The following is a 21,317-nucleotide window of genomic DNA, read 5'->3' on the forward strand; positions in this document are numbered from 1 at the left end:
ATTTTTTCCTCGTCTAGCATCTTTTCACACGGTTACCATTTTAACGCATCAAATATTGAAAGAAAAGGCGCAATGAAGAGCCAATATGCTCTGAATTGTCCGTATTTTTTTATGAGAGCATCCAGTTGTTTATCTTATACAAAAAAGAGGAATGATATAAGCAAATAAATAAAAATAGGATGTGTTGCATGATGAGTTTTCTTATTTCACTTATCGTCGCTATTATTATCGGATGGCTTGGAAGCCTGTTTGTAAAAGGAGATATGCCCGGAGGAATTATCGGGTCTATGATCGCAGGTCTTATTGGCGCCTGGATCGGACACGGGCTGCTTGGAACATGGGGGCCGCACCTAGCCGGATTTGCCATTATTCCAGCGGTAATCGGCGCAGCCATTGTAGTCTTTCTAGTAAGCCTGTTAACCAGAAAAAGAGGATAAAAGCAGCACCCGAAGCGTCAGCGCTTTGGGTGTTTGTTTTGCCATAAAAATCGAAAAAGCCTCAACCCTAGCGGTTGAGGCTTTTGACTGGTTTGACGCCCAACTGGTCGATAAACCTTCTGAAGGCCTGTTTTCCTTCCGTTGTCTGTTTAAACACACCGGCGTGTTCAAGAATGCGAGCGAATACATGTCCCAGCTCTTCTTTTATGACTAGATCTGCATTCTCTTTTGTTATGGTTCTTTTTTCCATCATCCGAATAGCCCACTCACTATGTTTTGCCGTGAGCGGATTTTGTTCTAAAGCTGTTTTCGGATCAGCAGAACATAGCGCCGCTGCCGTTTCTTTCATTTCCTCCTGTAGGCGGCCCGGCAATATCGCCAATCCCATGACCTCAATCAGGCCGATATTTTCTTTTTTAATATGGTGGACTTCTTGATGAGGATGAAATATTCCTAATGGATGCTCCTCATCCGTCCGGTTGTTCCTCAGTACGATATCGAGTTCGTACAAGTCTCCCCTGCGCCGCGCAATCGGTGTGACCGTATTATGGGGCGTATCGCCTGTATAGGCGGCAATGCCGGCTTTTTCATCGGAATACGTCTGCCACGTGCGGAAGATATGGTCAGCAGCTTCGGCGACATGACCCGGTTCGTCTCCTTGGAGCCTGAGCACAGACATCGGCCACTTCACTAAGCCCAGCGACACGCCGGGATAATCATTTAATTCATAAACGTCTTCCGCTTCTGCACGTGCCATTGGAAAATCATGCGCGCCGCCTTGGAAATGATCATGGCTTAGGATGCTGCCGCCGACAATCGGCAGATCCGCGTTTGAACCGATAAAATAATGCGGATACTGCCCGAGAAATGACAGCAGCCTTTCAAATGTTTTTTTGCTGATCTCCATCGGTTCATGTTCACCTTTTAAGACAATGCAGTGCTCCGGATAATAGACATATGGCGAGAATTGCAGGAACCATTGTTCGTCCTCAAGGATGACCGGAATGATTCTGTGATTTTGCCGGGCTGGATGATTCACGCTTCCCTCGAAGCCGACATTTTCTTTACACAGCAAACACATCGGATAATTTGTCTGTTCCTGCTCTTTTGCAGCCGCAATCGCTTTCGGGTCCTTTTCAGGCTTTGATAGGTTAATGGTCATTTCCAGCTCGCCATATTCGGTCGGCACCGTCCAATGAACATTTTTGGCGATTCTGTCAGTCCGTATATAATAGACATCCTCTGAATATTGATAGAATTCCTTTGTCGCCTGTTTTGGGCCGTATAATGCTTTTGTCTCTTCAAATTTGCGAATGACCTCGGACGGGGCAGGCACAAAACAGCCCATCAGCTTTGCGCTGAGCAGGTCACGGTACGTATCTGTATCCGCTTCCATTCGGCCGGTTTCGGCAGCCCATTTATAGATGGGAGCTAGCAAGTCCGGCAGGCTTTGTGACTGCTTGATGCTGGTGCTGGAGTTCGGCTCGGGATGTGTGATGCCCAGCGCTTCATAAAGACGGTTTCTCGTATAATCCCGATCCCAGATCGAAATCAATTTTCGTTCCAGGCCATACTCAAGCAGCTGTTCCAGATGTTCAATAATACTCATATGTCACTCCCCCTTTAGTTCTCTCGCTCCCTCTCCGATATCCGCGACATAAAAATCCGCTCGGAGCCCTGTTTTTTCTTGATATCTGTCTCCAACCTTCTGAATAAAATCATCAACGAACTCATCTTTTACAATGCTGATGGTGCATCCGCCAAAGCCTGCTCCCGTCATTCTTGATCCAATTACACCTTCGTGATCCCAAGCCGCAAACACAAGCTCATCAAGTTCAGGGCATGTTACTTCATAGTCATCCATCAATGAAAGGTGGGATTCCTTCATTAACTGCCCGATTTCATCTATATTGTTCTCTTTGAACATATGGGCCGTCTTAATAGCACGATGATTTTCGTATACAGCGTGCTTTGCCCGGCGTCTGTTCGTTTCATTTTGGATCAGGCTGGAATGCGCATCGAAATCAGAAGGCTTGATGTCGCCCAGTGCTGCAATATCGAGGCCTTTTTTCAGATCAAGCAATGCATCATTGCATTCTTGGCGTCTCGTATTGTAGCTTGAGTCAGCCAATGTCCTTTTTTTGTTCGTGTTCGCGATGACCAGCGCGAGGCCTGAGACATTGAGTTTGCTATATTCATAGTCAAGCGTGTCGCAGTTCAGCAGCATCGCATGATGTTTTTTCCCCATTCCAATTGCAAATTGGTCCATAATTCCGCAATTGACGCCGATAAAATGGTTTTCCGCATGCTGCGCCATTTTCACAAGCTCAAGCGCATCTGCTTCAGGATGAAAATAGCTTTGGAGCACGACCCCCATCAGCAGTTCAATAGAAGCGGAAGACGACAGCCCCGCCCCGTTTGGAATATTCCCTGAAAATACAATGTCAAAGCCATGGGGAACTGCATATCCCCTCTGTTGAAATTCATAAATAACGCCTTTTGGGTAGTTCGCCCAGTCGTCTTCTTTTTGATAGCGAATGTCGTCAAGGCTGCATTCCTTGATCCCCGCGTCTTTAAAGTTGTCTGAATACATCCGGACAACCCCGTCGTTTCTTTCTGCAACAGCAGCATATGTACCCATTGTCAGCGCGCACGGAAAGACATGCCCGCCGTTATAGTCTGTATGTTCTCCAATTAGATTCACTCTTCCAGGTGCGAAAAAAAACCGTAACCCCTCTTTTTCTCCGAATACACTTGCAAATATCCCCTTTAGCTCTTCCCGCATGTGCAATCACCTTTCTGGTTTTTATTTTTTATTCCCCTTATTTCTCCATAGAAAACGGCAGATCATATGCTGCTGTCCTCTGTCATACCCCTTCTTCTTTTGTTTTTTTAAAGACGAGCCATTTGCTCGCAACATAGTTGACGACAACAATGACCGCGTTGTCGAGTATTTTGGCCAAGGTTTCATTTGTATTGAACTGGCCGACAAGAATGATCATCATGCCTAAATCTATGCCGAGAGACAGGACCCGAACGCTGAAAAAAGCAGTGAGCTCTTTCAGCAGGCTCTGCAGATCATGTGTTTTTTGCTGAAACACATATAATTTATTTGTTATGTAAGCAAACAGCACGGACAAAATCCAAGCGGCGACAGTGGCGGCTTTGTAATCCACATTCATGATCTCTACCAATATATAAAAGCTGGCGATATTCACAATGGTTGTGAAAACCCCCATAATGATATACATAATTATTTCTCTATACTTCACTGATGTTCCTCGCTTTCTGAAAAACTTTTCAAAATTCTTGGCGTCTCGTGCTCTCTGTCTAAAGTGAAAAATACCGAGAGTGCGTCTAAAAAGCTGCGGAAGGTGGCTGGCTGGCCCAATACATATGATTGTTTGATGATTCCGTCGAGGACTGCACATATTATTTTAGCCGTATATTCAGGATCAATACAGGCGTCAATCAGCTTTCTCTCCTTCAGCCACTTAATATATAACACATTTTCTTCCACCCACAATTCGTACAGCCGGACATAGGCCTTGCATTTCTTTAAAACTTTATATGTCGGCATGTTCATGGCAAACGAGGTGATGTCCCACGACGGCTTATTTATGTAATAGGAATAAAGCAGTTCTGCAGCGTGTTTTGCAGCCTCGTCCAATGTCAGCGATTTCACTGACTCCCGCTCCATTTGATCAAGATACCCTATAATGATCTTTTTTTTCATCTGACGTTTTTCGAGAAGATACAGCAGAAAATCGTCTTTGCTGACAAAATGAACATAAAATGCTCCTTTGCTGTATCCGGCGGCTCTGCTGATATCTTCTACAGAAACTGGATCATACGCTCGGTCAATCAACAAATTCACGCCAGCGTCTATAAAACTTTCAAATGTTGCTTCTCTTTTAATTTGAAATTTGTTTTTTTTCATATTTTTCTCCTGGCGGTAATAATTACCCTTATATTACACCGGATCAATCTTTAGCGGTATTTATTTCTTTGAACGGTTATGCTATTCGGTTTCCCAGGGGTCATTTTTAATAGGCTAAATGATTTATTTTCATTTACATACTATCCAGTCAGTATTTAATTGTTTATTATTATAAATAAGGTCCATTGGTTATATTAGTCATTTTTTTAGGGAATAGGTAGGTGGTTTTTCCTTCAGTTTGTGAACACCGAGCAACTATGTGTGAAATTTGTTGTACTCGCCTCATCATCGCGCTGGCTTGTCTTTTATTGCCCGCATGTTGCAGGAAAACATTTTATACAATTGGAGGTTACTATGAAAACTCATGTTAAAAAAGATTTGGACAAAGGTTGGCATATGTTAATTCAAGAAGCTAGATCCATTGGATTAGGCATTCATGATGTGAGGCAGTTTTTAGAATCTGAGACAGCATCGAGAAAGAAAAACCACAAAAAAACCGTCCGGCAAGACTAGTCCGAACAGGCGGATCTATGTACCTCTGGCTTTTCTATCACCTGATCTGAGTTTTCACCATATCCTCTATTCAAAAGCAAATCGCTGCGCTGAGCTTGAGGACAAACGGTGTGTCAGCTAACTACGACAGACAGCCGGTGATGCGATCACTTCTTGGCACATGCATTGTCATAAAGAGGTGATGCGAACATGATAACCGTGCTCTGGTAAACAGCAGCTTTGAGCTGAGAACAAGCTGCATTCGGTGAGGTTTTGAAAGCAAACTCGTTTATACACGGCCGAGCTTGAAAACCTTCGCCTGTCTTTAGACCACTGTGTTCACCTCTTCACGACTTCCTTCTTTTTTCATCCTCCAGATATTGTTCAACGCATAAATCGGACTTTCAGTACATACCTATTGGTGTACCTTTTTGCTTACGTTTAGCGAATAAAAGGAGGAAAGCCATGTACAAAGCTGATTATAAACAGATTGCTGCAACGCCGTCTTTTCAAGCTTTTTTAAAGCAGAAACGCGCTTTTATTGTTCCTTCTGCGATTTTCTTTTTTGTCTTTTATTTTTCACTCCCTGTTTTGACATCTTATTTCACCTTTTTGAATGCACCGGCCATTGGAGCTGTTTCATGGGCTTGGCTGTTCGCCATCGCCCAATTCGCTATGACCTGGATACTGAGTACTGTGTATTCCCGGAGAGCCGCTCATTTCGATCGGTATGTAAGCGCTTTAAAAGGGGATCTGAAGGGTGAACAGACATGAATATGACTGCTTTTTTATTGTTTTTGGCAATTGTTGGCCTGACGCTTATTATCACGTATTTTGCCGCGAAGCGGACGAAAACGACGAGTGAGTTTTATACGGCGGGCGGCGGGCTCACCGGCGTTCAGAATGGACTGGCAATTGCCGGTGACTACATGTCTGCCGCCTCGTTTCTCGGGATTGCCGGAATGATTGCGTTATATGGATTTGATGGCTTCTTTTACAGCATCGGTTTTCTGGTGGCTTATCTCGTTGTCTTGTACATTGTGGCGGAGCCGCTTCGGAATCTTGGAAAGTACACGATGGCAGACATGATTGCCGCTCGCTTTAAAGAAAAGAAAATCCGCGGTGTCGCGGCTCTCAATACCATTGCCATCTCTACTTTTTATATGATCGCCCAGCTCGTGGGGGCGGGAGCGCTGATCAAACTGCTTCTAGGGCTGGATTATACCGCGGCTGTCCTCATCGTCGGAGTGCTGATGACCATTTATGTCGTGTTTGGCGGCATGATCGCGACAAGCTGGGTTCAAATTATTAAAGCCGTTTTGCTGATGGCCGGCACACTCGTGATTTCGATTATCGTGTTTTCGAAATTCGGCTTTAGCCTTAATACCATGTTTGAGCAGATGAAAACGGCTACTCCGCTTGGCGCTGATTTTTTGAATCCCGGAAATAAATACAAGGTGCCGCTTGAGACCTTGTCGTTAAACTTGGCGCTCGTGCTGGGAACCGCCGGCCTTCCGCATATATTGATCCGGTTTTATACCGTTAAGGATGCCAAGACGGCCCGTACATCCGTTGTGTCAGCGACATGGATTATCGGTGTGTTTTATATTATGACGGTGTTTCTCGGCTTTGGTGCCGCGGCATTCGTCGGTTTTGACGCGATTACAGCGGCTGATCAAGCGGGAAATATGGCGGCTCCGCTTTTAGCAAAAGCGCTCGGAGGAGACTTTCTGTTCGCGTTTGTATCAGCCATCGCCTTTGCCACCATTTTGGCTGTCGTGACAGGGTTGGTGCTGTCTGCCGCCTCAGCATTTGCCCATGATATTTACAGCCAGATCATCAGAAAGGGAGAAGCAACTGAAAAAGAACAAATGAAAGCGGCCAGATCGGCTTCTATCGCCGTGTCAGTGCTCTCGATTCTCCTTGCGATTTTTGCACAATCCTTAAATGTGGCATTCCTTGTTGCACTCGCGTTTGCGGTAGCCGCCAGCGCAAACCTTCCGCTGATTGTGTTTACAGTCTTCTGGAAACGATTCAATGCCTCAGGCGCTTTATGGGGCAGCCTGACAGGCCTGATCAGCGCGCTTGTGCTGGTGTCGATGAGCCCTAGTGTGTGGGACCCGGCCGGAGGTGCTATTTTTACCGGTGATCCGCTCATTCCGCTGTCTAATCCAGGAATTATTTCCATCCCACTCGGCTTTCTCGGCGCGTGGCTCGGAACGGTGCTGTCGTCTGATAAAACAATTGATGAAGATACGTTTGCAGAAATACAGGTGAAGGCGCATACTGGCGTCCATATGGAACAGGAATAAAAAAGCTCTCTTTATAGAGAGCTTTTTCCTTGTCTTTTCTTCTGTTCGTCAGAAATCGCTTTTTCAAATACATCCTTGCCGGCAGCACCTGGAATTACAGTGTCGCCGATAATAAAGGTTGGAACGGCTGTGATGTCAGCCTCTTCATAGGCGTGCTTCAAGGCTTGGCGCTGCACGTCCTGATATGTTCTTGTTTCCAGTGCTGATTTGAATGATGCACCGTCTAATCCCACTTCCTCAGCGAGCTTCGTCAAGATGTCAATATCGCCAATATTTTGGCCCTCCTGGAAAAACGCCTGAAAGACACGGGTATTATATTCATGTCCTTTATTGTATTCCTTCGCAAAATGGAAGCCTTCAAACGCGAGGTCTGTATACGGATGGGGCGAGACGTTTGGAAAATTGATCTCGACTCCTAATTTCTCCGCCATTGGCTGAATTGATGTCTGCCACATGTACTGTTTGGAAGGATCATTGACCGGATCAAGCTGAGGAGATGGGCTTGGGCGCAGTTCAAACGGCATCCACTCGACTTCAACATCCTTTCCTTTTATCGCTTCTTCAAAAGCGGCTTTTCCAACAAAACAAAATGGGCAGACGTAATCTGAATAAACTTTAATGTGTACTGTCATGATAATCTCCTTTCATACTAAATTGATTTTAAACTGTAACAATTAAAGTTACAACTGTTTTTTTAAAAAAGAAGCCGATAAGGCTTCTTTCAGATTGTTGACAAAATCCTAAAAAGTTTTAGGATTTTGTCATCCTTTCAGCGAGATTGAAAACCCTTGAAGTCTAGGAAAGCCGAGCATTGGAGCGGAGCGAATGCTCTAATTCGTGAGCACCAACGCACAGGCTTGACAACGAATGCGAGGGTTTGTCGACACGCTGAAAGAAGCCTGTAAAGGCTTCTTTTATGATTCCAGCAAACGCTGGGCAATATATTCTCCTTTTTTGCAGCCGCCTGGGCATGCATATAAAGCAGAACCGATTGTTTGTGTATATTCGTTTAACGCATCCTTTGCTGAAAGAGCCTTCAGCATCGGGATAAACTGATTGTCGGGATTTTTTTGAAAACTGATAAACAGAAGACCTGCATCCATATAGCCGGTTTTCGGATCAAGTCCTTCTGTGTAAGAGAAAGCTCTTCGCAAAATTTGTTTTCCCGTAGATTTCGCTAGACTGACGTGCGAATTAGACGGAATTTGATTCAGCTTCACGGGATCTGTTTCCTTTTTCTGCCCAAAAGGCGCCCCAGAGCTTTTTCTGCGGCCGAAGGTATCCTCTTGGTCCTTGAGGGAAGAGCGGTCCCATATCTCAAGGAACATTTTGATTTTCCGGAAAGCCATATAGGTGCCGCCCGTCATCCAGTCAGGCTCACCGGACTGAACCCACACGATCGAGTTCATCAAGCTGTCATCCTCCGTGCTCTGGTTGCCTGTTCCATCTTTAAACCCGAAGAGGTTGCGCGGTGTTTCGCCATTTTTTCCTCCGCTTAAAAAGCCTTTGTTCACAAAGCGGACCTCACAAGTGCCGACCGCTTGATTTAGCAGGTTACGCAGCGCGTGAAACGCCACTTGCTCGTCGTCTGCACACACTTGAATGCAGATGTCCCCGCCTCCCTGCTTTTCATCCAGGTTGTCATTGGGCATCGCTGGAAGAGCGGATAGGTGCTTCGGTTTTTTGTTTTTCAGCCCGAAGCGGTCCTTTCCGTCTTTTTCAAAAAAGCCAGGCCCGAATCCGAATGTGACCGTTAAGTTGGAAGGGGATAAATCAGCAGACTCACCTGTATCCTGCGGCGGCAGATATTGATTTCTCTGCTCCGCTGACATTTTCTTTCCAGATGTCAGCATCTGTGTGAGACTTGTCCAGTTTCTAAATAACGTAATGATGTCGCTTTTGTCTTTTGCTGTTACATCCAGTGCAGCAAAATAGACATACGTCTGATGGGCAGTTGTGATTCCGGCCTGATGCTTTCCGTAAAACGGAACAATCTGCTCATCCTCTTTTTCATCCTTTTTCGATGGCTTAGCCGCGGTCTGAACAAGCGGAGCGAGTCCGCCGAGTCCGCTGGCACCGATCGCAACGGCTGCCCCCGCCATTGCTCCCCATTTTAAAATGTCCCGTCTGTGAATTTGTTCTGGCTTTTTTTGTTCATCGCTCATGATGTTACAAAACTCCTTTTATAGCACATTCGCAATCTTCGACATGGTTTCAGAAAGAGTCGTCAGCTTAGTGCTCAGCTCTCTGATTTGCTTTTCACTTAATTTATCATAAGACGTATAGGACTGATCATTTGTTTTGTATTTTGCCATTAAAACTTCAAATTCGCTGAACTCCGTATCCAGTTTTTCCGTCAAGTCGGAGTGATCTTTTACAAGCGCGCTTTTCACTGTTTGATAAACGGCTTCGGAGCCTTCCACATTTGCCATAAGGTCAACTAAATCAATTCGTGAGTAGCGCTCTTCTTCTCCCGTGATTTTCGAAATTCCGGCTTCGTTCAGAAGCTCCATCGCGCCTGCAACAATTTGTTCAGGTGTTAATTTCAGTGATTGAATTGAACCGTCAAGCTCTTTTACATCCTTGAGAAGCTGGTCAGCTGTTGCTTTTTCCCCGGAAATATCTTGATCCTTCCAAATGGCCTTCTCAAGCTTATGGAAGCCTGTCCATTTGTCTCCTTCTTCAACATCGTTTTCTCGCGCATCAATTTTCGGGTCAAGATCTCCAAGGCTTTCAGCGATCGGTTCGATTCGCTCGTAATAAACACGCGCTTTCGCATATAACGTTTTAGATTTTTCGATATCGCCGGATTTCACAGCACTCGTAAATGCTTCAGTCGCTTTGACAAGCTGGCCACTCTGCTCTTTGACATAGCCTTTATACTCATCCGCTGCTTTTGCCAGCTGATCGCTAGCCTTTTTGCCGCTCTTCTTCGCTTCTGTCAGGTCTTCTAAGGACGCTTTCAGTGACTCGGATTCTGTCTTGATTTTTACTGTATCCGGTTTGTCTTTTTGCGCTTCTGTGTAGATTGGCTGAAGATGTTTTTCGATTTCTGTATATTCGAATGGATAGTCGCTGCGAATGTCGTTTTCAAAGGAAAGCCAGTAGCTGTTTAACTCTTTCCCCTTCTTTTCAATCTCTTTTTGGTCTCCTTTTTCCGCTGAGTCATTCAGCTTGGAAATGATGGTTTCCATTTTATTTACGGATGCGGTGATTTCTTTAGTGACCCCGCTTTTTTCAGATAAAGCTTTTTCTTTAGTTGAAGATGTGTCGTTGGCTCCGCAGCCCGCGCACAGCGCAAGGATGCATCCGGCTGATACAGCGATTTTTGTGAAATTCATTTTGTCAGTTCCTTTCCGTTTGTAAAATGTTTTGCCGCTTCTGAAACAAGCGCAATCAATAAAAAGAGTAAAATCAGCAATTGCGGAAGCGTGCTGTACACGGACGGATAAATTCCTAACACCGATACAGACGGCAGCCAGCTTTCTGCATCAGACGGAAGAATGCCCGCCAGCTGAAGGCTGTGAACGCCGGTTCCGAGAAATTTCACGCACATATACAGGACAACCGCCATTGATAGAAGAAAAAACGGCTTTAATGGAATGCGCATTCCGAGCTTGATCATCAGAACACCGACGATGACGAGAACGATAAGCCCTGCGGCAGTTCCGCCGATCAGTTCAGTGAGCGGGAGCTTCCCGACAAGCCCGATGAAAAAGATGACCGTTTCAAGACCTTCTCTTACAACTGCCAGAAATGCAATGAGCGCAAAGGAAAGCAGGCTTCGTTTTTTTAGTGCCTGTGACTTCTGGATATTGATTTTTTCTCTCCATTTATCCATTGAGGCGTTTCTGTGCAGCCACACCCCGACATACAAAAGCATGACAGCAGACAGTACGCCGGTAACGCCGCCAAGCAAGAAATTGTTTTCTCCGAATACACTGGAGGAGAACAGAACCGTGACACCGATGCCGGCTGCTAAGGAAACAGCCATGCCGGCGGACGCCCCGCCCCAGATCCATGCCGAGGAGCGCGTGACCCGCGCTTTTTTTGTCATGGTTAGTAGCGCTCCGATGACAAGGAGAGCCTCCATTCCTTCACGAATCGGGATCAGCGCCGCGTCCCACCAGCTGTAGCTGCTAGAAGCGATCGGCTCGAGCAATTGAATCATTTCGTCAATTTGCTTTGATACCTTTTCGGGATGGCTTCCGATCTCCGCCTTCATCAGCGCCAGATTTTCCTCCGATGTCGTATAGGCTTCTTTCGATTGGGACACGACGTCTCCCTCAACGGCGAGCCAGGATGTAACTAAATTGTCGATTGCGGATGACGCTTCATCCAATTGTTTTTTTTCTATGAATTGTTTTGTGTCTTTCAAGCTTTGTATATAGGCTGTTAAGGACGCCCTTGATTGACCTGAGGATGTCTTTTTCAGCACGACAGCCTGCTGATAGGTTTCTAAATGAGACGAAAGCTCTTCAAGCTGTGTTTTGAGCTTACCTGCGTCTTGATTGATAAAAGAAAGAGAAATCATCGCGATATTCGCGTCCATTTCACTGTGAGAAGAAAGGTTTTCTTTCTTAATAGAAGGTTCTTCTTTTTTCCACTTCGCTTTGAAGGTTTCAAACGTTTGTTGTGCCGAATCCATATCCCCGTCTTTTACGGATTTGATCATTTGCTTGTTTAATTGAATTAATGCGGCGATCGGATCATCTTCCGCATGTGCCGCAGAACCGAAAACCATCAACAAGCTGAATAAAATAAGTGCCAGCCCCCGAGCCATCATGTTCCTCCTATAATTGAAAATGATTATCATTGTATAACATAATCATAGCCAGTTCCTGTCCTTTGTCAATTAAAATTTGAAGGTCTGAAAACCTTGATGGAAAGCAAAAAAGCTGTCCTTTTACAGAACAGCCTTTTGAAGGAAGATGAACGATTATCTTTCTGTTTTATATGTTTGAATTTCCTCACGAAACTTGCGTGCAGCACTCTCAGGATCCTCCGCCTGACTGATGGCGCTGATCATACTGACACCATCGGCCCCCGCTTGGATAACAGGTGCGGCATTATCTATTGTGATTCCGCCGATGCCGACAATTGGAATGCTGATGCCTTGACGGCGCACTGCTTCGATAAGAGATACCCCTTGTACCGCTCTCGTATCTTTTTTCGTTTCAGTCGGATAGATCGGCCCAAGCCCGGCATAATCCGCTCCGTCTTCTTCGGCTTGCTTCACCTCAGACATCGTATGGGCGGAAACGCCGAGAATCATATCACCTATGGCAGCTCTTACCTCTTTCGCGTTTGCGTCTTCCTGGCCGATGTGGATACCGTCAGCTCTCAGCTTCAGAGCCAATTCCACATCATCATTGACAATGAACGGAACACCAGCTTCACGGCAGGCTGCCTGCGCTTTTTCAGCAAATTCAATCCGAGCCTCTCCTGTCAGCGCATCCCCCCCTTTTTCACGGAACTGGTACAGGGTGGCACCGCCTTTTAACGCTTTTTGTACAACTGTAACAGGGTCGGCTTTCGTATTGTTTGACCCCATAATGAAGTATACAGATAATAACTCTTTCATCATTTCCCGAGAAATACGAGTCATGAGACAGTCACCCTTTCTATAGCCGCCCATTCTTGGACGTCTTGTTCAGTAACAGTTGAAAGCTTGTTCAGCAATTCAATCTGAAAGCTTCCAGGGCCTTTGTCAGCCGTCTGCTGTGCGGCAAGCTGAGCGGCGACCCCATACGAAGAAATGGCCGCAATAGCAGCAAACAATGGATTTTCTTCCACAGCGCAAAACGCACCGACGACGGAAGTCAGCAGGCAACCGGCGCCTGTCACTTTTGTCAGCAGCTTGTGGCCGTTATGAAGGGTGTATACATGTGACGTGTCGGCTATGACATCAACTTCACCAGTTATCGCAATGACCGTGTTTAGCTTTTGTGCCGCCTGCTGAGCCAGCCGGATGATGTCGCCTCCGCCTTCACCCGCATCAACACCTTTGATCAGCCAATCGGTCACGCCGACGGTATGGGCAATTTCCGCCGCATTTCCTCTGATTGCAGCAAGGCGCACCTCACGAATGATGTCACGTGCCGATTCAGTGCGGAACGGTGTTGCTCCGGCACCGACAGGATCAAGAATGACGGGAACGCCATGTTCATTAGCTGATTTCCCCGCGATGATCATCGCTTCGACTGACTCCTTGCTCAGCGTTCCGATATTTAAAACGAGTGCACCCGCAATCTTCGCCATATCGGCGACCTCTTCTTTTGCGTACGCCATAACGGGCGATGCGCCGAGCGCGAGCAGGCCGTTTGCTGTGAAATTCGTTACGACATTGTTGGTTATGCTATGCACCAGTGGGCTATGCCGGCGGACAGCAGTAAGACATTTTGCTGCTGATTGTGCATCCATGTTTGCATCATCCTTTACTATCTTTTTTCGGGTCCCATAAATACGATTTCGTATGTTCGAGCCAAGCTCTGGCGGCAAACGACAAGTACCGGTCCTTTCTCCAAATAATGGCGAGGTGCCAAGGGATGACCGGATCGACAAGCGGAATGACTTTCACTTTTTCCGGGTCAAGGCCGCGGCAGATCCGTTCCGGCAAAAGCCCGATCCCAAGGTTGGCGGATACCATCTCACTAATAAAATCCCATTGTGATGTTTCATAAATGATATGGGGCCGGAACCCAGCCTTGATACATTCCGTCATAATTCGGTTGTGCAGGACAAAATCCTCCCTGAAGAAAATAAAAGGCTCGTCCTTCAACTCACGCAGCTGACATTCTTTCTCATCAGCCAGCCTGTGGGAAGGGTGAACGACAAGCATTAAGGTTTCTTTTACGATTGTAAACGAATGAAAGATATCTTCGTTTGCGGGAAGGACCACAACGCCGATATCAAGAGAGCCGTCCCCGACACCTTCTTGGACTTTTATAGAACCGTCTTCGACTAGCTGAAAGGTGACATTCGGATAGTTTTCACGGAAATCGCCGAGCACTCTGGGGAAAAACCCCGATCCGATCATCGGCGGTAGTCCAATCCGTACGTGCCCTTTCTTGACTTCCATAATATCATTTAATTCTGACGTCAGGTTTTGAAATGATTTAATGATTTCCTGCGCCTGCACATACATGCTATGACCGGCATCAGTCAGTTCCACCTGCCTGCCGTTTCGGTAAAACAGTTCAATTCCGAGCTCTTCTTCTAAATTTTTGATCATTTTTGATATCGTCGGCTGAGAAACATAAAGGGATTGGGAAGCCTTCGTAAAACTTTTTAAACGGGCGACTTCCAAGAAATATGTTAAATGGCGGATATCCATGCGCTTCACCCTTTCTATAGACAAAAGGAATACTTCTTATTCTTAATATATATTTTACCTATAGAGAGACCTTATGTACAATAAGTATATAAGGGAGGCATCAATATGAAAAAACTGTTGCTAACCGTTATTCAAATCGCTCTGTTATTTATATTTGCTCGGCTGATTAATTGGGTGACAGCCCTTCTTCATATAAATATTCCCGGCAGTATAATAGGGATTGTGATTCTTTTCACATTATTGCACTTTAACATTATCAAGCTTGAATGGATCGAGCTTGGTGCAGCGTGGCTTCTCGGGGAGCTGCTTTTATTTTTTATCCCGTCTGCCGTCGGAGTGATTGAATACGGAGACATTATGTCGAAATTTGGTGTCAGCATTCTGCTTGTTGTCATCATCAGCACGTTTGTCGTGATGGTGTCTACAGGAACGCTTACACAACTCATTGCAAAGAGAAAGGAGAAAAAGCATACGTGTTCATCGGAATTGTAAGTTTGTTTTTAACGGTTTTGGTGTATTTAGGAGCAAAAAAGGTATATCAACGCTTTCCGCGTGTTTATACGTCGCCGCTATTGGTGACGCCCGCCGTGTTAGTCGGTCTGCTGCTGCTGGTGAATGTCCCGTACGAGTCCTATAATCTCGGCGGCGGATTGCTGACCGATATGCTACAGCCGGCCACCGTGGCATTCGCGATCCCGCTATATAAATATTTCCCTGTTTTAAAGAAATACGCAGTGGAAATTATTTTGAATGTGGCCGTCGGTTCATGCATCGCGATTATTTCTACCGCTCTTATTGCGAAATGGCTTCACCTCGGCACCGGCTTAATTGACAGCCTCGTCCCGAGATCAGTGACAACGCCGATCGCGATGAACGTATCTGAAATGATCGGCGGAATGCCTGCCGTCACAGCCGTGTTTGTGATTTTAACCGCTTTGCTCGGCACAGTAATCGGCCCGATGGTCATCCGTTATTTCCGCATTGATAACGAAATTGCGCGGGGCGTGCTGCTCGGCACAAGCGCACACGGAGCGGGAACGTCAAAAGCATTTGAGCTTAGCTCTGTGTCCGGCACGATTTCCAGTGTGTCGATGATCTTAGCTGCGATTATGACGCTTTGCGCGGCGCCGTTTTTACTTTCATTTATGTAAAAAACTGTCCTCTCGAGGGCAGTTTTTTTATGTGCTTCCCCTTATTGAAAAGCTGGCGAATTCCAATATAATGTATTTGTGGATACCAAAGGAGGCACCCTGATGCACAACTTGCAGGTGAGGCGGCATTACGCCGCGTTAAAAGGATTTTATTTATTTGCTTTTCTCGGTACGGGCAGCATAATTCCCTTACTCAGTATGTATTTAACGAAGGAACAGCATTTAAGCGGATCACAGGTCGGCTTGATCATGTCGCTGGGCCCGATTGTGATGATTTTCTTTCAGCCGTTTTGGGGCATGCTGAGCGACTATACGCAAAAAACGAAAGGCCTGCTGGCGGTTTGCACATCAATCACAGGCATCATTGGATTAGCCTATATTGCATTTGACAGTTTCCCTCTGTTTATTTTGATTGCGGCCTGTTTTGCAGCCTTTCAAAGCACGATTATTCCACTTTCGGACAGCATTTCACTAAGGTACACACAAGAAACAAACGGCAACTACGGCGGAATCCGCCTGTTTGGTTCTCTCGGCTTCGGTGTCGCGGTGTTTGCCATGGGACAGGTGACGAACCAGCTGTACCCCATTCACGTGATCTTTATCTTTGGCTGTGCCTTTCTGTGCATTGCCGCCATATTGGCTTCACAAATGCCCGGCCAGCAGAAAACAAAAACAAAGGTCAATATCCGCAAAGGATTCCGGGAGCTTATCAGCAACAAAACTTTCCTCATCTTTATGATCATCACCTTTACGACATTTGCTCCAAACTTAGCGAACAATACGTATTTCAGTCTTTTTCTGGACAAAAGCGGCGCGTCACTTTCCGCTATCGGCATTTTATTTTTCATCGGTGTCATTTCAGAAATACCATTTATGAGATTCGCCCAAACATTTATAGATAAAATGGGGCTGCTCAACGTCATTATGCTGTCAGGCGGAGTCTCATTATTCAGGTGGGCGCTCTATTTCACGGCGCCTTCACTATGGATCATTTATGCGACGGTCTTTCTTCAGGGAGTGGCCATCGGTTTATTTATCCCGGCAGCGCTTCAATATGTGAAAAAGATTACCCCTAGACACGTTGAAGCGACGGCGCTGACCATGTACGCCGCCATCGGCAACGGGTTCGGCAACTGGTTCTGCACATTTGCAGGCGGGTACATTTTTGACTACGTGTCGATCTTCGCAGTCTACTTGCTTTTTGGCATTCTGAGCATAGCAGGCTTTGGCCTGACATTATATTTAATGAAGGCTGAAAAAAACAAACATACACTTCATCAGCCGGCTGTTACTTTTAAACCATAATGACTATAATGAACAAAAGAAAGGATGTGCGTTATGAACGGGCAAGAGCGAAACAGCATTTCGAAAGGGTTGCAGGTTGATATTGTATTGAAAGCAGATCAAAAAACAGGAAAACTGACGAGAGGGACAGTGAAGGATATTTTGACGAAATCAAACTTTCATCCGCATGGCATTAAAGTCCGTCTTGAAGATGGCCGCATCGGCCGCGTCCAGCAGATCATTTCTACATAAAAAAAAGCTGCCCCTGAACAGGGCAGCTTTTTCATTATTTTTTCTGCAGAAGGACCACTTTTAGGTAGTTGCCTTCAGGAAATGCCGAAATCGTTTTGAAATCCTCCGGCAGCGTAAATTCCTCAATGATGCTGTAGCGTTCGTTTGTTTCTTTAAATGCGGCATCGATAAAGCCTTTGAATTTCTTCATGCCAAAAGCGCTGCTGTTTGTAGAGGCAACAATGACACCCTTGTCAGCAGTGATGGCGATCGTTTCCTTCAGCAGGTTTTTATAATCCTTGGCCGCGCTGAAGGTGCGTTTTTTTGTGCGCGCAAAGGAAGGCGGATCGAGAATAATCAGATCAAAGCGCAAATCCTTTTTTGCAGCATATGAAAAATAGTTAAACACGTCCATCACTTTAATGTCGTGCGCTTCGTAATCCAGCTTATTCACGCTGAATTGCTCGATCGTTTTGGCCAGGCTTCGATTTGCCACGTCGACGCTTGTTGTTTTCTCCGCTCCGCCAAGCGCCGCTGCCACGGAGAATGCACCCGTATAAGAAAACGTATTTAAAACGGTTTTCCCTTTTGCATAGCGGTCTCTGATCGCCTTGCGCACATGTCTCTGATCCAAAAAGATGCCCGTCATGGCGCCTTCATTCAGATCCACCGCGTATTGAATGCCATTCTCTTGGATGATGATCGGGAACTCGCCCTTTCTCCCTTTCACGAAGTCATCATCTTCTACGTATTGTCCAGCCGTGTCGAAGCGTTTCTTCTCGTAAATCGCTTTATAATCAAGATCCATCTCATCCAATGTGGAAATCAGCATGTCTTTAAAGGTGTAAATCCCCTTGCTGTACCATTGAATCAGCAGGTAGCCGTCATAATAGTCGATGGTGACGCCGCCGACACCGTCGCCCTCACCGTTGAACAGGCGGAAAGCTGTTGTATCTTGAGCCTCAAATAGTTTGGCGCGCGCTTGGGCCGCTTTTGTTAATTTGGTGAGAAAAAATGCCTGGTCAACCTGTTCATGTTTATTGCGGGTAAGCGTCCAGCCGACCCCTTTGTTTTGCAGGCCATAATAGCCCCGCGCGAGAAACTCGCCGCTCTCAGACACGATATCAACGAGGTCTCCTTCTTTCATGTGCCCCGCACTCCCTGCGAGAGCTTCTTTTTCAATAAGGGGATAGCCTTTTTTTATTTTGGCAGCGTGTGCTTTTTTTAGGGTGAGTAGCTTCATATATGTCGTCCTCTTTCCGTTTGCTTTCTCTTATGGTACCACAAAACGCCAAGATGTCTGCATTGACAGAAAGGAAAGGTTTTTCTACGATAGACAAAAAGAGTTACGAGGAGGAGCAGCATGGCAAAACGAATTGACCATACAGGCATCATGGTAAGAGATATTAACGCGTCCATCACATTTTATGAAGAGGTACTAGGCATGAAATTGAAGGATCGCATCACTCACACGAACGGTGTAATCGAGCTTGCTTTTCTTGGCTTTGAAGACGGCCCGGAAACAGAAATTGAACTGATTCAAGGCTACAGCAGCGAGCTTCCCGCTGAAGGAAAAGTGCACCACATTGCCCTGCTGACTGATGACATCGCGGCTGAATATACAAAAGCGGAAAGAATGAACGCGAAATTTATCGACGAAGAGATTACAACTCTACCAAACGGGTACCGTTACTTTTATATCGAAGGTCCTGATGGTGAGTGGATTGAGTTGTTTCAGCGATAAAAATAAAGAACGTACATTTTGTGATGTACGTTTAGATTGTTGATAAAATCATAAAATGGTTTTCATTTTATGATTTTGTCATCTATTCAACGTGATTGAAAACCCTTGAAGTCTAGGAAGGACGAGCATCGGAGCACAGCGAATGTTCTAATTCGTGAGCACCGACGCGCAGGCCTGACAACGAATGCGAGGGTTTGTCGACACGCGCTGAACGTACATTTTGTGATGTACGTTCTTTTTTTATCTATACCAACTGATATACGTTGACTCATCGCAAATCATAGCTTCCCAGCCCATATGCTCAACCAATTCATGGATGTTTTTATCTTTGGCTAAAAAGACATTAATGAATGAGTCATATACACTCATAAACACAAAATCCATTTTCTCATCAGTTAAAACGAGCTCTGCTGCGGCTTCATCAAGAACCGTCCGCAAGTTGGCCTCAGTTATGTCCAAAACGCCGCGGTTTTCCACAATCGGTTCTGCGTAATAAAACCGATTGGATCCGTTCGCACCTAACATCTTTACCAAACTCGGAATATGAAAATTTGAAATATGATCCTCACTGGGATAATAGAGGTCTCCATTTATGTTTTCATGTAAAAGCTCAGCCAAATCCTCTCTCGCGCACTCGTCCCTTAAGGCGCCTATCGATGTCATTAAAGCCAGCGCCAGCTCAGCATGTGTTTGCAAGCCGCAAGAGGACATAACCTTCTTCCAGGAAACAGCCTTGCCTTTTCCTCTTATTTCATCATCGTTTGGATAAATATGCTCATAATCATGTTTTCTTTTTGCTTTCTCCCATCCTTCAGGCATTTGGATAAAAGGAGAAAGGATAAGAGCGGCAGATGAGTATTCAACTGGTACTTGTTGTAAGATCGGTGATTCGTCATCTAACCATATATAATCTAGCATGCGCACCTCCTTTACATATTCTAACATTCCCTTTCAATTGAAAGAAGATGATCAGCCCTATGACAGGCTGATCATCTATCACATCACATTTTTATCCCCCAGATTCAACCGCACTCTCTTCCCGCCATTTTTGATGATCCCATATTCTGAAAAACGGATAGTAGATGGCACAGGTGATCAGCAGATTCACCAGCTGCATAACGGCTCCCGACACCTTTCCGCCTGTCGCCAGGTAACCTGATATGAGTGGCGGCATCGTCCATGGCACCGCGATTCCGGCCGGTCTTGCCACCAGCCCGGTGCTCATGCCGATATAAGTCGCGGTAATCGTGAGGAGCGGTGCGATGATAAATGGGACAATAAGGAGCGGATTCATGACAATCGGCATGCCGAAAATGATCGGCTCGTTGATATTAAATAGCGCAGGGCCGATTCCTAATCGTCCAAGCTGCTTCATTTGTTTGCTCCGGGAGCGCACCAGCATCGTCAGGACAAGCGCCAGCGTCGCCCCGCTCCCGCCGACATTGATCCAAATTTGAAAGAACTGAGTCGTAAAAATACTCGGCAGCGCCTCGCCCGCTTGGAAGGCAAGACGGTTGGCATCCATCGCGCCATACCAAATCGGCGCCATGATTCCGCCAATGATGGAAGCCCCGTGAATCCCGCACGACCAAAGCAGCATCTGCACAAATTCAGCGATCAGGCTTCCGCCGAGACTGCCGCCAAGGATGGAAAGCGGTGTGCCAAGCAGGTCTCCTACGACATTGTGCAGACTCTGAAAAGGTGTCATTTCAATCAGAAGGCGCGCCAGCCACACAAGAAACACAATGATAAAGCCGGGAATCAGCGCGACAAACGATTTGCTTACCGCAGGCGGCACACCGTCTGGCATTTTGAAGACGATATTTTTTTGAATAATGTACCGATAGATTTCGGTTGAAAACAAGGCGATCAGCATGGCGACAAATAAGCCCTTGCTGCCGAGCAGCGTGATCGGGATTCCGCCCCCTACCATGATGGACTCCGTTGAGCCATGCGGTGTAAACGGCACCTCAAACGGCGTTGCCAGCAGAAATGCGGCAATTGAAATCGCTCCGGCAGAAAGGGCATCGACACCATAGCTTTCTGCCAGCCGATAGGCGATCCCAAAAGCGGCAATCATCGCCATAATATCAAACGAAGCGTTAACAGGATATCCGAGCTTATCGGCCCACTCGTTCCCAAACACACTCGCCATGAAATCAGCATACCCCGGAATCGGCAGGCTCGTTAAAATCAAGAAGACAGACCCGATAATAATCAGCGGCATGGTCAGGATAATTCCGTCACGCAAAGCGCTGAGATGCCGCTGCCCGGCAATTTTCCCGGCGACAGGCATTATTTTTTCCTCCATCACCCGAGTGAATGTGCTCATCTTAAAAGCCCCCTTTTCTCATTGCTTTGTGAACAACCTCCGCAATGTTTTCTTTATC

At 46.1% G+C, this 21,317-nt stretch carries 22 protein-coding genes and 1 pseudogene; 9 read left to right on the forward strand and 14 right to left on the reverse strand.

Features of this window, described 5'->3' with window-relative positions:
- Nucleotides 1-191: 191 nt before the first annotated feature.
- Nucleotides 192-437, forward strand: a complete 246-nt coding sequence (locus WA279_RS10055) for a GlsB/YeaQ/YmgE family stress response membrane protein (protein ID WP_009968363.1) — start codon at nt 192-194, stop codon at nt 435-437.
- A 67-nt stretch (nt 438-504) separates the two neighbouring features.
- Here WA279_RS10055 and galT read toward each other — a convergent pair whose 3' ends face one another.
- The 4 genes from galT to slrC form a co-directional block, all read right to left on the reverse strand.
- The gene (galT, locus tag WA279_RS10060) at nt 505-2,046 is read right to left on the reverse strand and encodes a UDP-glucose--hexose-1-phosphate uridylyltransferase (protein WP_336155320.1); all 1,542 of its coding nucleotides are present in this window, start codon (nt 2,044-2,046) and stop codon (nt 505-507) included.
- Between the two features lie 3 nt (nt 2,047-2,049).
- Complete coding sequence (locus WA279_RS10065) at nt 2,050-3,222, reverse strand: galactokinase (protein WP_336155322.1); 1,173 nt, start codon at nt 3,220-3,222, stop codon at nt 2,050-2,052.
- 82 nt (nt 3,223-3,304) lie between these two features.
- A complete protein-coding gene (locus WA279_RS10070) occupies nt 3,305-3,688 on the reverse strand; it encodes a GtrA family protein (protein ID WP_003227398.1) in 384 nt (127 codons plus the stop codon).
- A gap of 17 nt (nt 3,689-3,705) precedes the next feature.
- On the reverse strand, nt 3,706-4,377 hold the full coding sequence (slrC, locus tag WA279_RS10075) for a transcriptional regulator SlrC (RefSeq protein ID WP_014478350.1): 672 nt from the start codon (nt 4,375-4,377) through the stop codon (nt 3,706-3,708).
- A gap of 354 nt (nt 4,378-4,731) precedes the next feature.
- On the opposite strand from slrC, the gene slrA reads away from it, so the two are divergent.
- The 3 genes from slrA to WA279_RS10090 all read left to right on the forward strand — a co-directional run bounded on the left by slrA (nt 4,732) and on the right by WA279_RS10090 (nt 7,181).
- Nucleotides 4,732-4,890, forward strand: coding sequence for a transcriptional regulator SlrA (gene slrA, locus WA279_RS10080; protein ID WP_003243648.1), 159 nt, complete (start codon nt 4,732-4,734; stop codon nt 4,888-4,890).
- Nucleotides 4,891-5,334: 444 nt separating this feature from the next.
- Nucleotides 5,335-5,643: a DUF485 domain-containing protein gene (locus WA279_RS10085; RefSeq protein ID WP_069838457.1), complete on the forward strand. Its 309-nt coding sequence runs from the start codon at nt 5,335-5,337 to the stop codon at nt 5,641-5,643.
- A complete protein-coding gene (locus tag WA279_RS10090) occupies nt 5,640-7,181 on the forward strand; it encodes a solute symporter family protein (protein ID WP_336155323.1) in 1,542 nt (513 codons plus the stop codon). The genes WA279_RS10085 and WA279_RS10090 overlap by 4 nt, the downstream gene beginning before the upstream one ends.
- An 11-nt stretch (nt 7,182-7,192) precedes the next feature.
- On the opposite strand, the gene WA279_RS10095 is transcribed toward WA279_RS10090, so the two are convergent.
- From WA279_RS10095 to cidR, 7 genes are all read right to left on the reverse strand, one after another.
- Nucleotides 7,193-7,813: a DsbA family oxidoreductase gene (locus tag WA279_RS10095; protein WP_014478353.1), complete on the reverse strand. Its 621-nt coding sequence runs from the start codon at nt 7,811-7,813 to the stop codon at nt 7,193-7,195.
- A 282-nt stretch (nt 7,814-8,095) separates the two neighbouring features.
- Nucleotides 8,096-9,346, reverse strand: a complete 1,251-nt coding sequence (efeB, locus tag WA279_RS10100; protein WP_336155324.1) for an iron uptake transporter deferrochelatase/peroxidase subunit — start codon at nt 9,344-9,346, stop codon at nt 8,096-8,098.
- Between the two features lie 18 nt (nt 9,347-9,364).
- Nucleotides 9,365-10,522: an iron uptake system lipoprotein EfeM gene (gene efeM / locus WA279_RS10105; RefSeq protein ID WP_336155325.1), complete on the reverse strand. Its 1,158-nt coding sequence runs from the start codon at nt 10,520-10,522 to the stop codon at nt 9,365-9,367.
- The gene (gene efeU / locus WA279_RS10110; protein WP_336155326.1) at nt 10,519-11,964 is read right to left on the reverse strand and encodes a ferrous ion permease EfeU; all 1,446 of its coding nucleotides are present in this window, start codon (nt 11,962-11,964) and stop codon (nt 10,519-10,521) included. The genes efeM and efeU overlap by 4 nt, the downstream gene beginning before the upstream one ends.
- Before the next feature lie 156 nt (nt 11,965-12,120).
- Entirely contained in the window at nt 12,121-12,789 is a 669-nt protein-coding gene (thiE, locus tag WA279_RS10115; RefSeq protein WP_327828307.1) for a thiamine phosphate synthase, read from the reverse strand.
- Nucleotides 12,786-13,604 carry a hydroxyethylthiazole kinase gene (gene thiM / locus WA279_RS10120; protein ID WP_015250932.1) on the reverse strand — a complete coding sequence of 273 codons (819 nt, stop codon included), beginning with the start codon at nt 13,602-13,604 and terminating at the stop codon, nt 12,786-12,788. Before thiM ends, thiE begins: the two co-directional genes overlap by 4 nt.
- Before the next feature lie 7 nt (nt 13,605-13,611).
- The gene (gene cidR / locus WA279_RS10125) at nt 13,612-14,517 is read right to left on the reverse strand and encodes a cidABC operon transcriptional activator CidR (RefSeq protein WP_003227377.1); all 906 of its coding nucleotides are present in this window, start codon (nt 14,515-14,517) and stop codon (nt 13,612-13,614) included.
- Nucleotides 14,518-14,622: 105 nt separating this feature from the next.
- Here cidR and WA279_RS10130 point away from each other — a divergent pair, with 105 nt between their 5' ends.
- The 4 genes from WA279_RS10130 (at nt 14,623) to WA279_RS10145 (ending at nt 17,204) form a co-directional block, all read left to right on the forward strand.
- On the forward strand, nt 14,623-15,009 hold the full coding sequence (locus WA279_RS10130) for a CidA/LrgA family holin-like protein (RefSeq protein WP_003227375.1): 387 nt from the start codon (nt 14,623-14,625) through the stop codon (nt 15,007-15,009).
- Entirely contained in the window at nt 14,991-15,668 is a 678-nt protein-coding gene (locus WA279_RS10135; RefSeq protein WP_003227371.1) for a CidB/LrgB family autolysis modulator, read from the forward strand. The genes WA279_RS10130 and WA279_RS10135 overlap by 19 nt, the downstream gene beginning before the upstream one ends.
- Nucleotides 15,669-15,770: 102 nt before the next feature.
- Entirely contained in the window at nt 15,771-16,973 is a 1,203-nt protein-coding gene (locus WA279_RS10140) for an MFS transporter (RefSeq protein WP_103803649.1), read from the forward strand.
- A gap of 33 nt (nt 16,974-17,006) precedes the next feature.
- Entirely contained in the window at nt 17,007-17,204 is a 198-nt protein-coding gene (locus WA279_RS10145; RefSeq protein ID WP_003227367.1) for a YwbE family protein, read from the forward strand.
- 34 nt (nt 17,205-17,238) lie between these two features.
- Here WA279_RS10145 and WA279_RS10150 read toward each other — a convergent pair whose 3' ends face one another.
- Nucleotides 17,239-18,426 carry a class I SAM-dependent rRNA methyltransferase gene (locus WA279_RS10150; RefSeq protein ID WP_336155327.1) on the reverse strand — a complete coding sequence of 396 codons (1,188 nt, stop codon included), beginning with the start codon at nt 18,424-18,426 and terminating at the stop codon, nt 17,239-17,241.
- A 120-nt stretch (nt 18,427-18,546) separates the two neighbouring features.
- On the opposite strand from WA279_RS10150, the gene glxA reads away from it, so the two are divergent.
- Nucleotides 18,547-18,927 carry a glyoxalase GlxA gene (gene glxA, locus WA279_RS10155; RefSeq protein ID WP_336155328.1) on the forward strand — a complete coding sequence of 127 codons (381 nt, stop codon included), beginning with the start codon at nt 18,547-18,549 and terminating at the stop codon, nt 18,925-18,927.
- A 240-nt stretch (nt 18,928-19,167) separates the two neighbouring features.
- Here the strand turns inward: glxA and WA279_RS10160 are convergent, their stop codons facing one another.
- Entirely contained in the window at nt 19,168-19,845 is a 678-nt protein-coding gene (locus WA279_RS10160) for a DUF2711 domain-containing protein (protein WP_336155329.1), read from the reverse strand.
- A 78-nt stretch (nt 19,846-19,923) separates the two neighbouring features.
- Nucleotides 19,924-21,259: pseudogene (gene celB / locus WA279_RS10165) on the reverse strand (PTS cellobiose transporter subunit IIC).
- Nucleotides 21,260-21,317: the final 58 nt, after the last annotated feature.

This window comes from Bacillus sp. 204(2023) (genome assembly GCF_037027505.1).
GTDB lineage: Bacteria > Bacillota > Bacilli > Bacillales > Bacillaceae > Bacillus > Bacillus subtilis.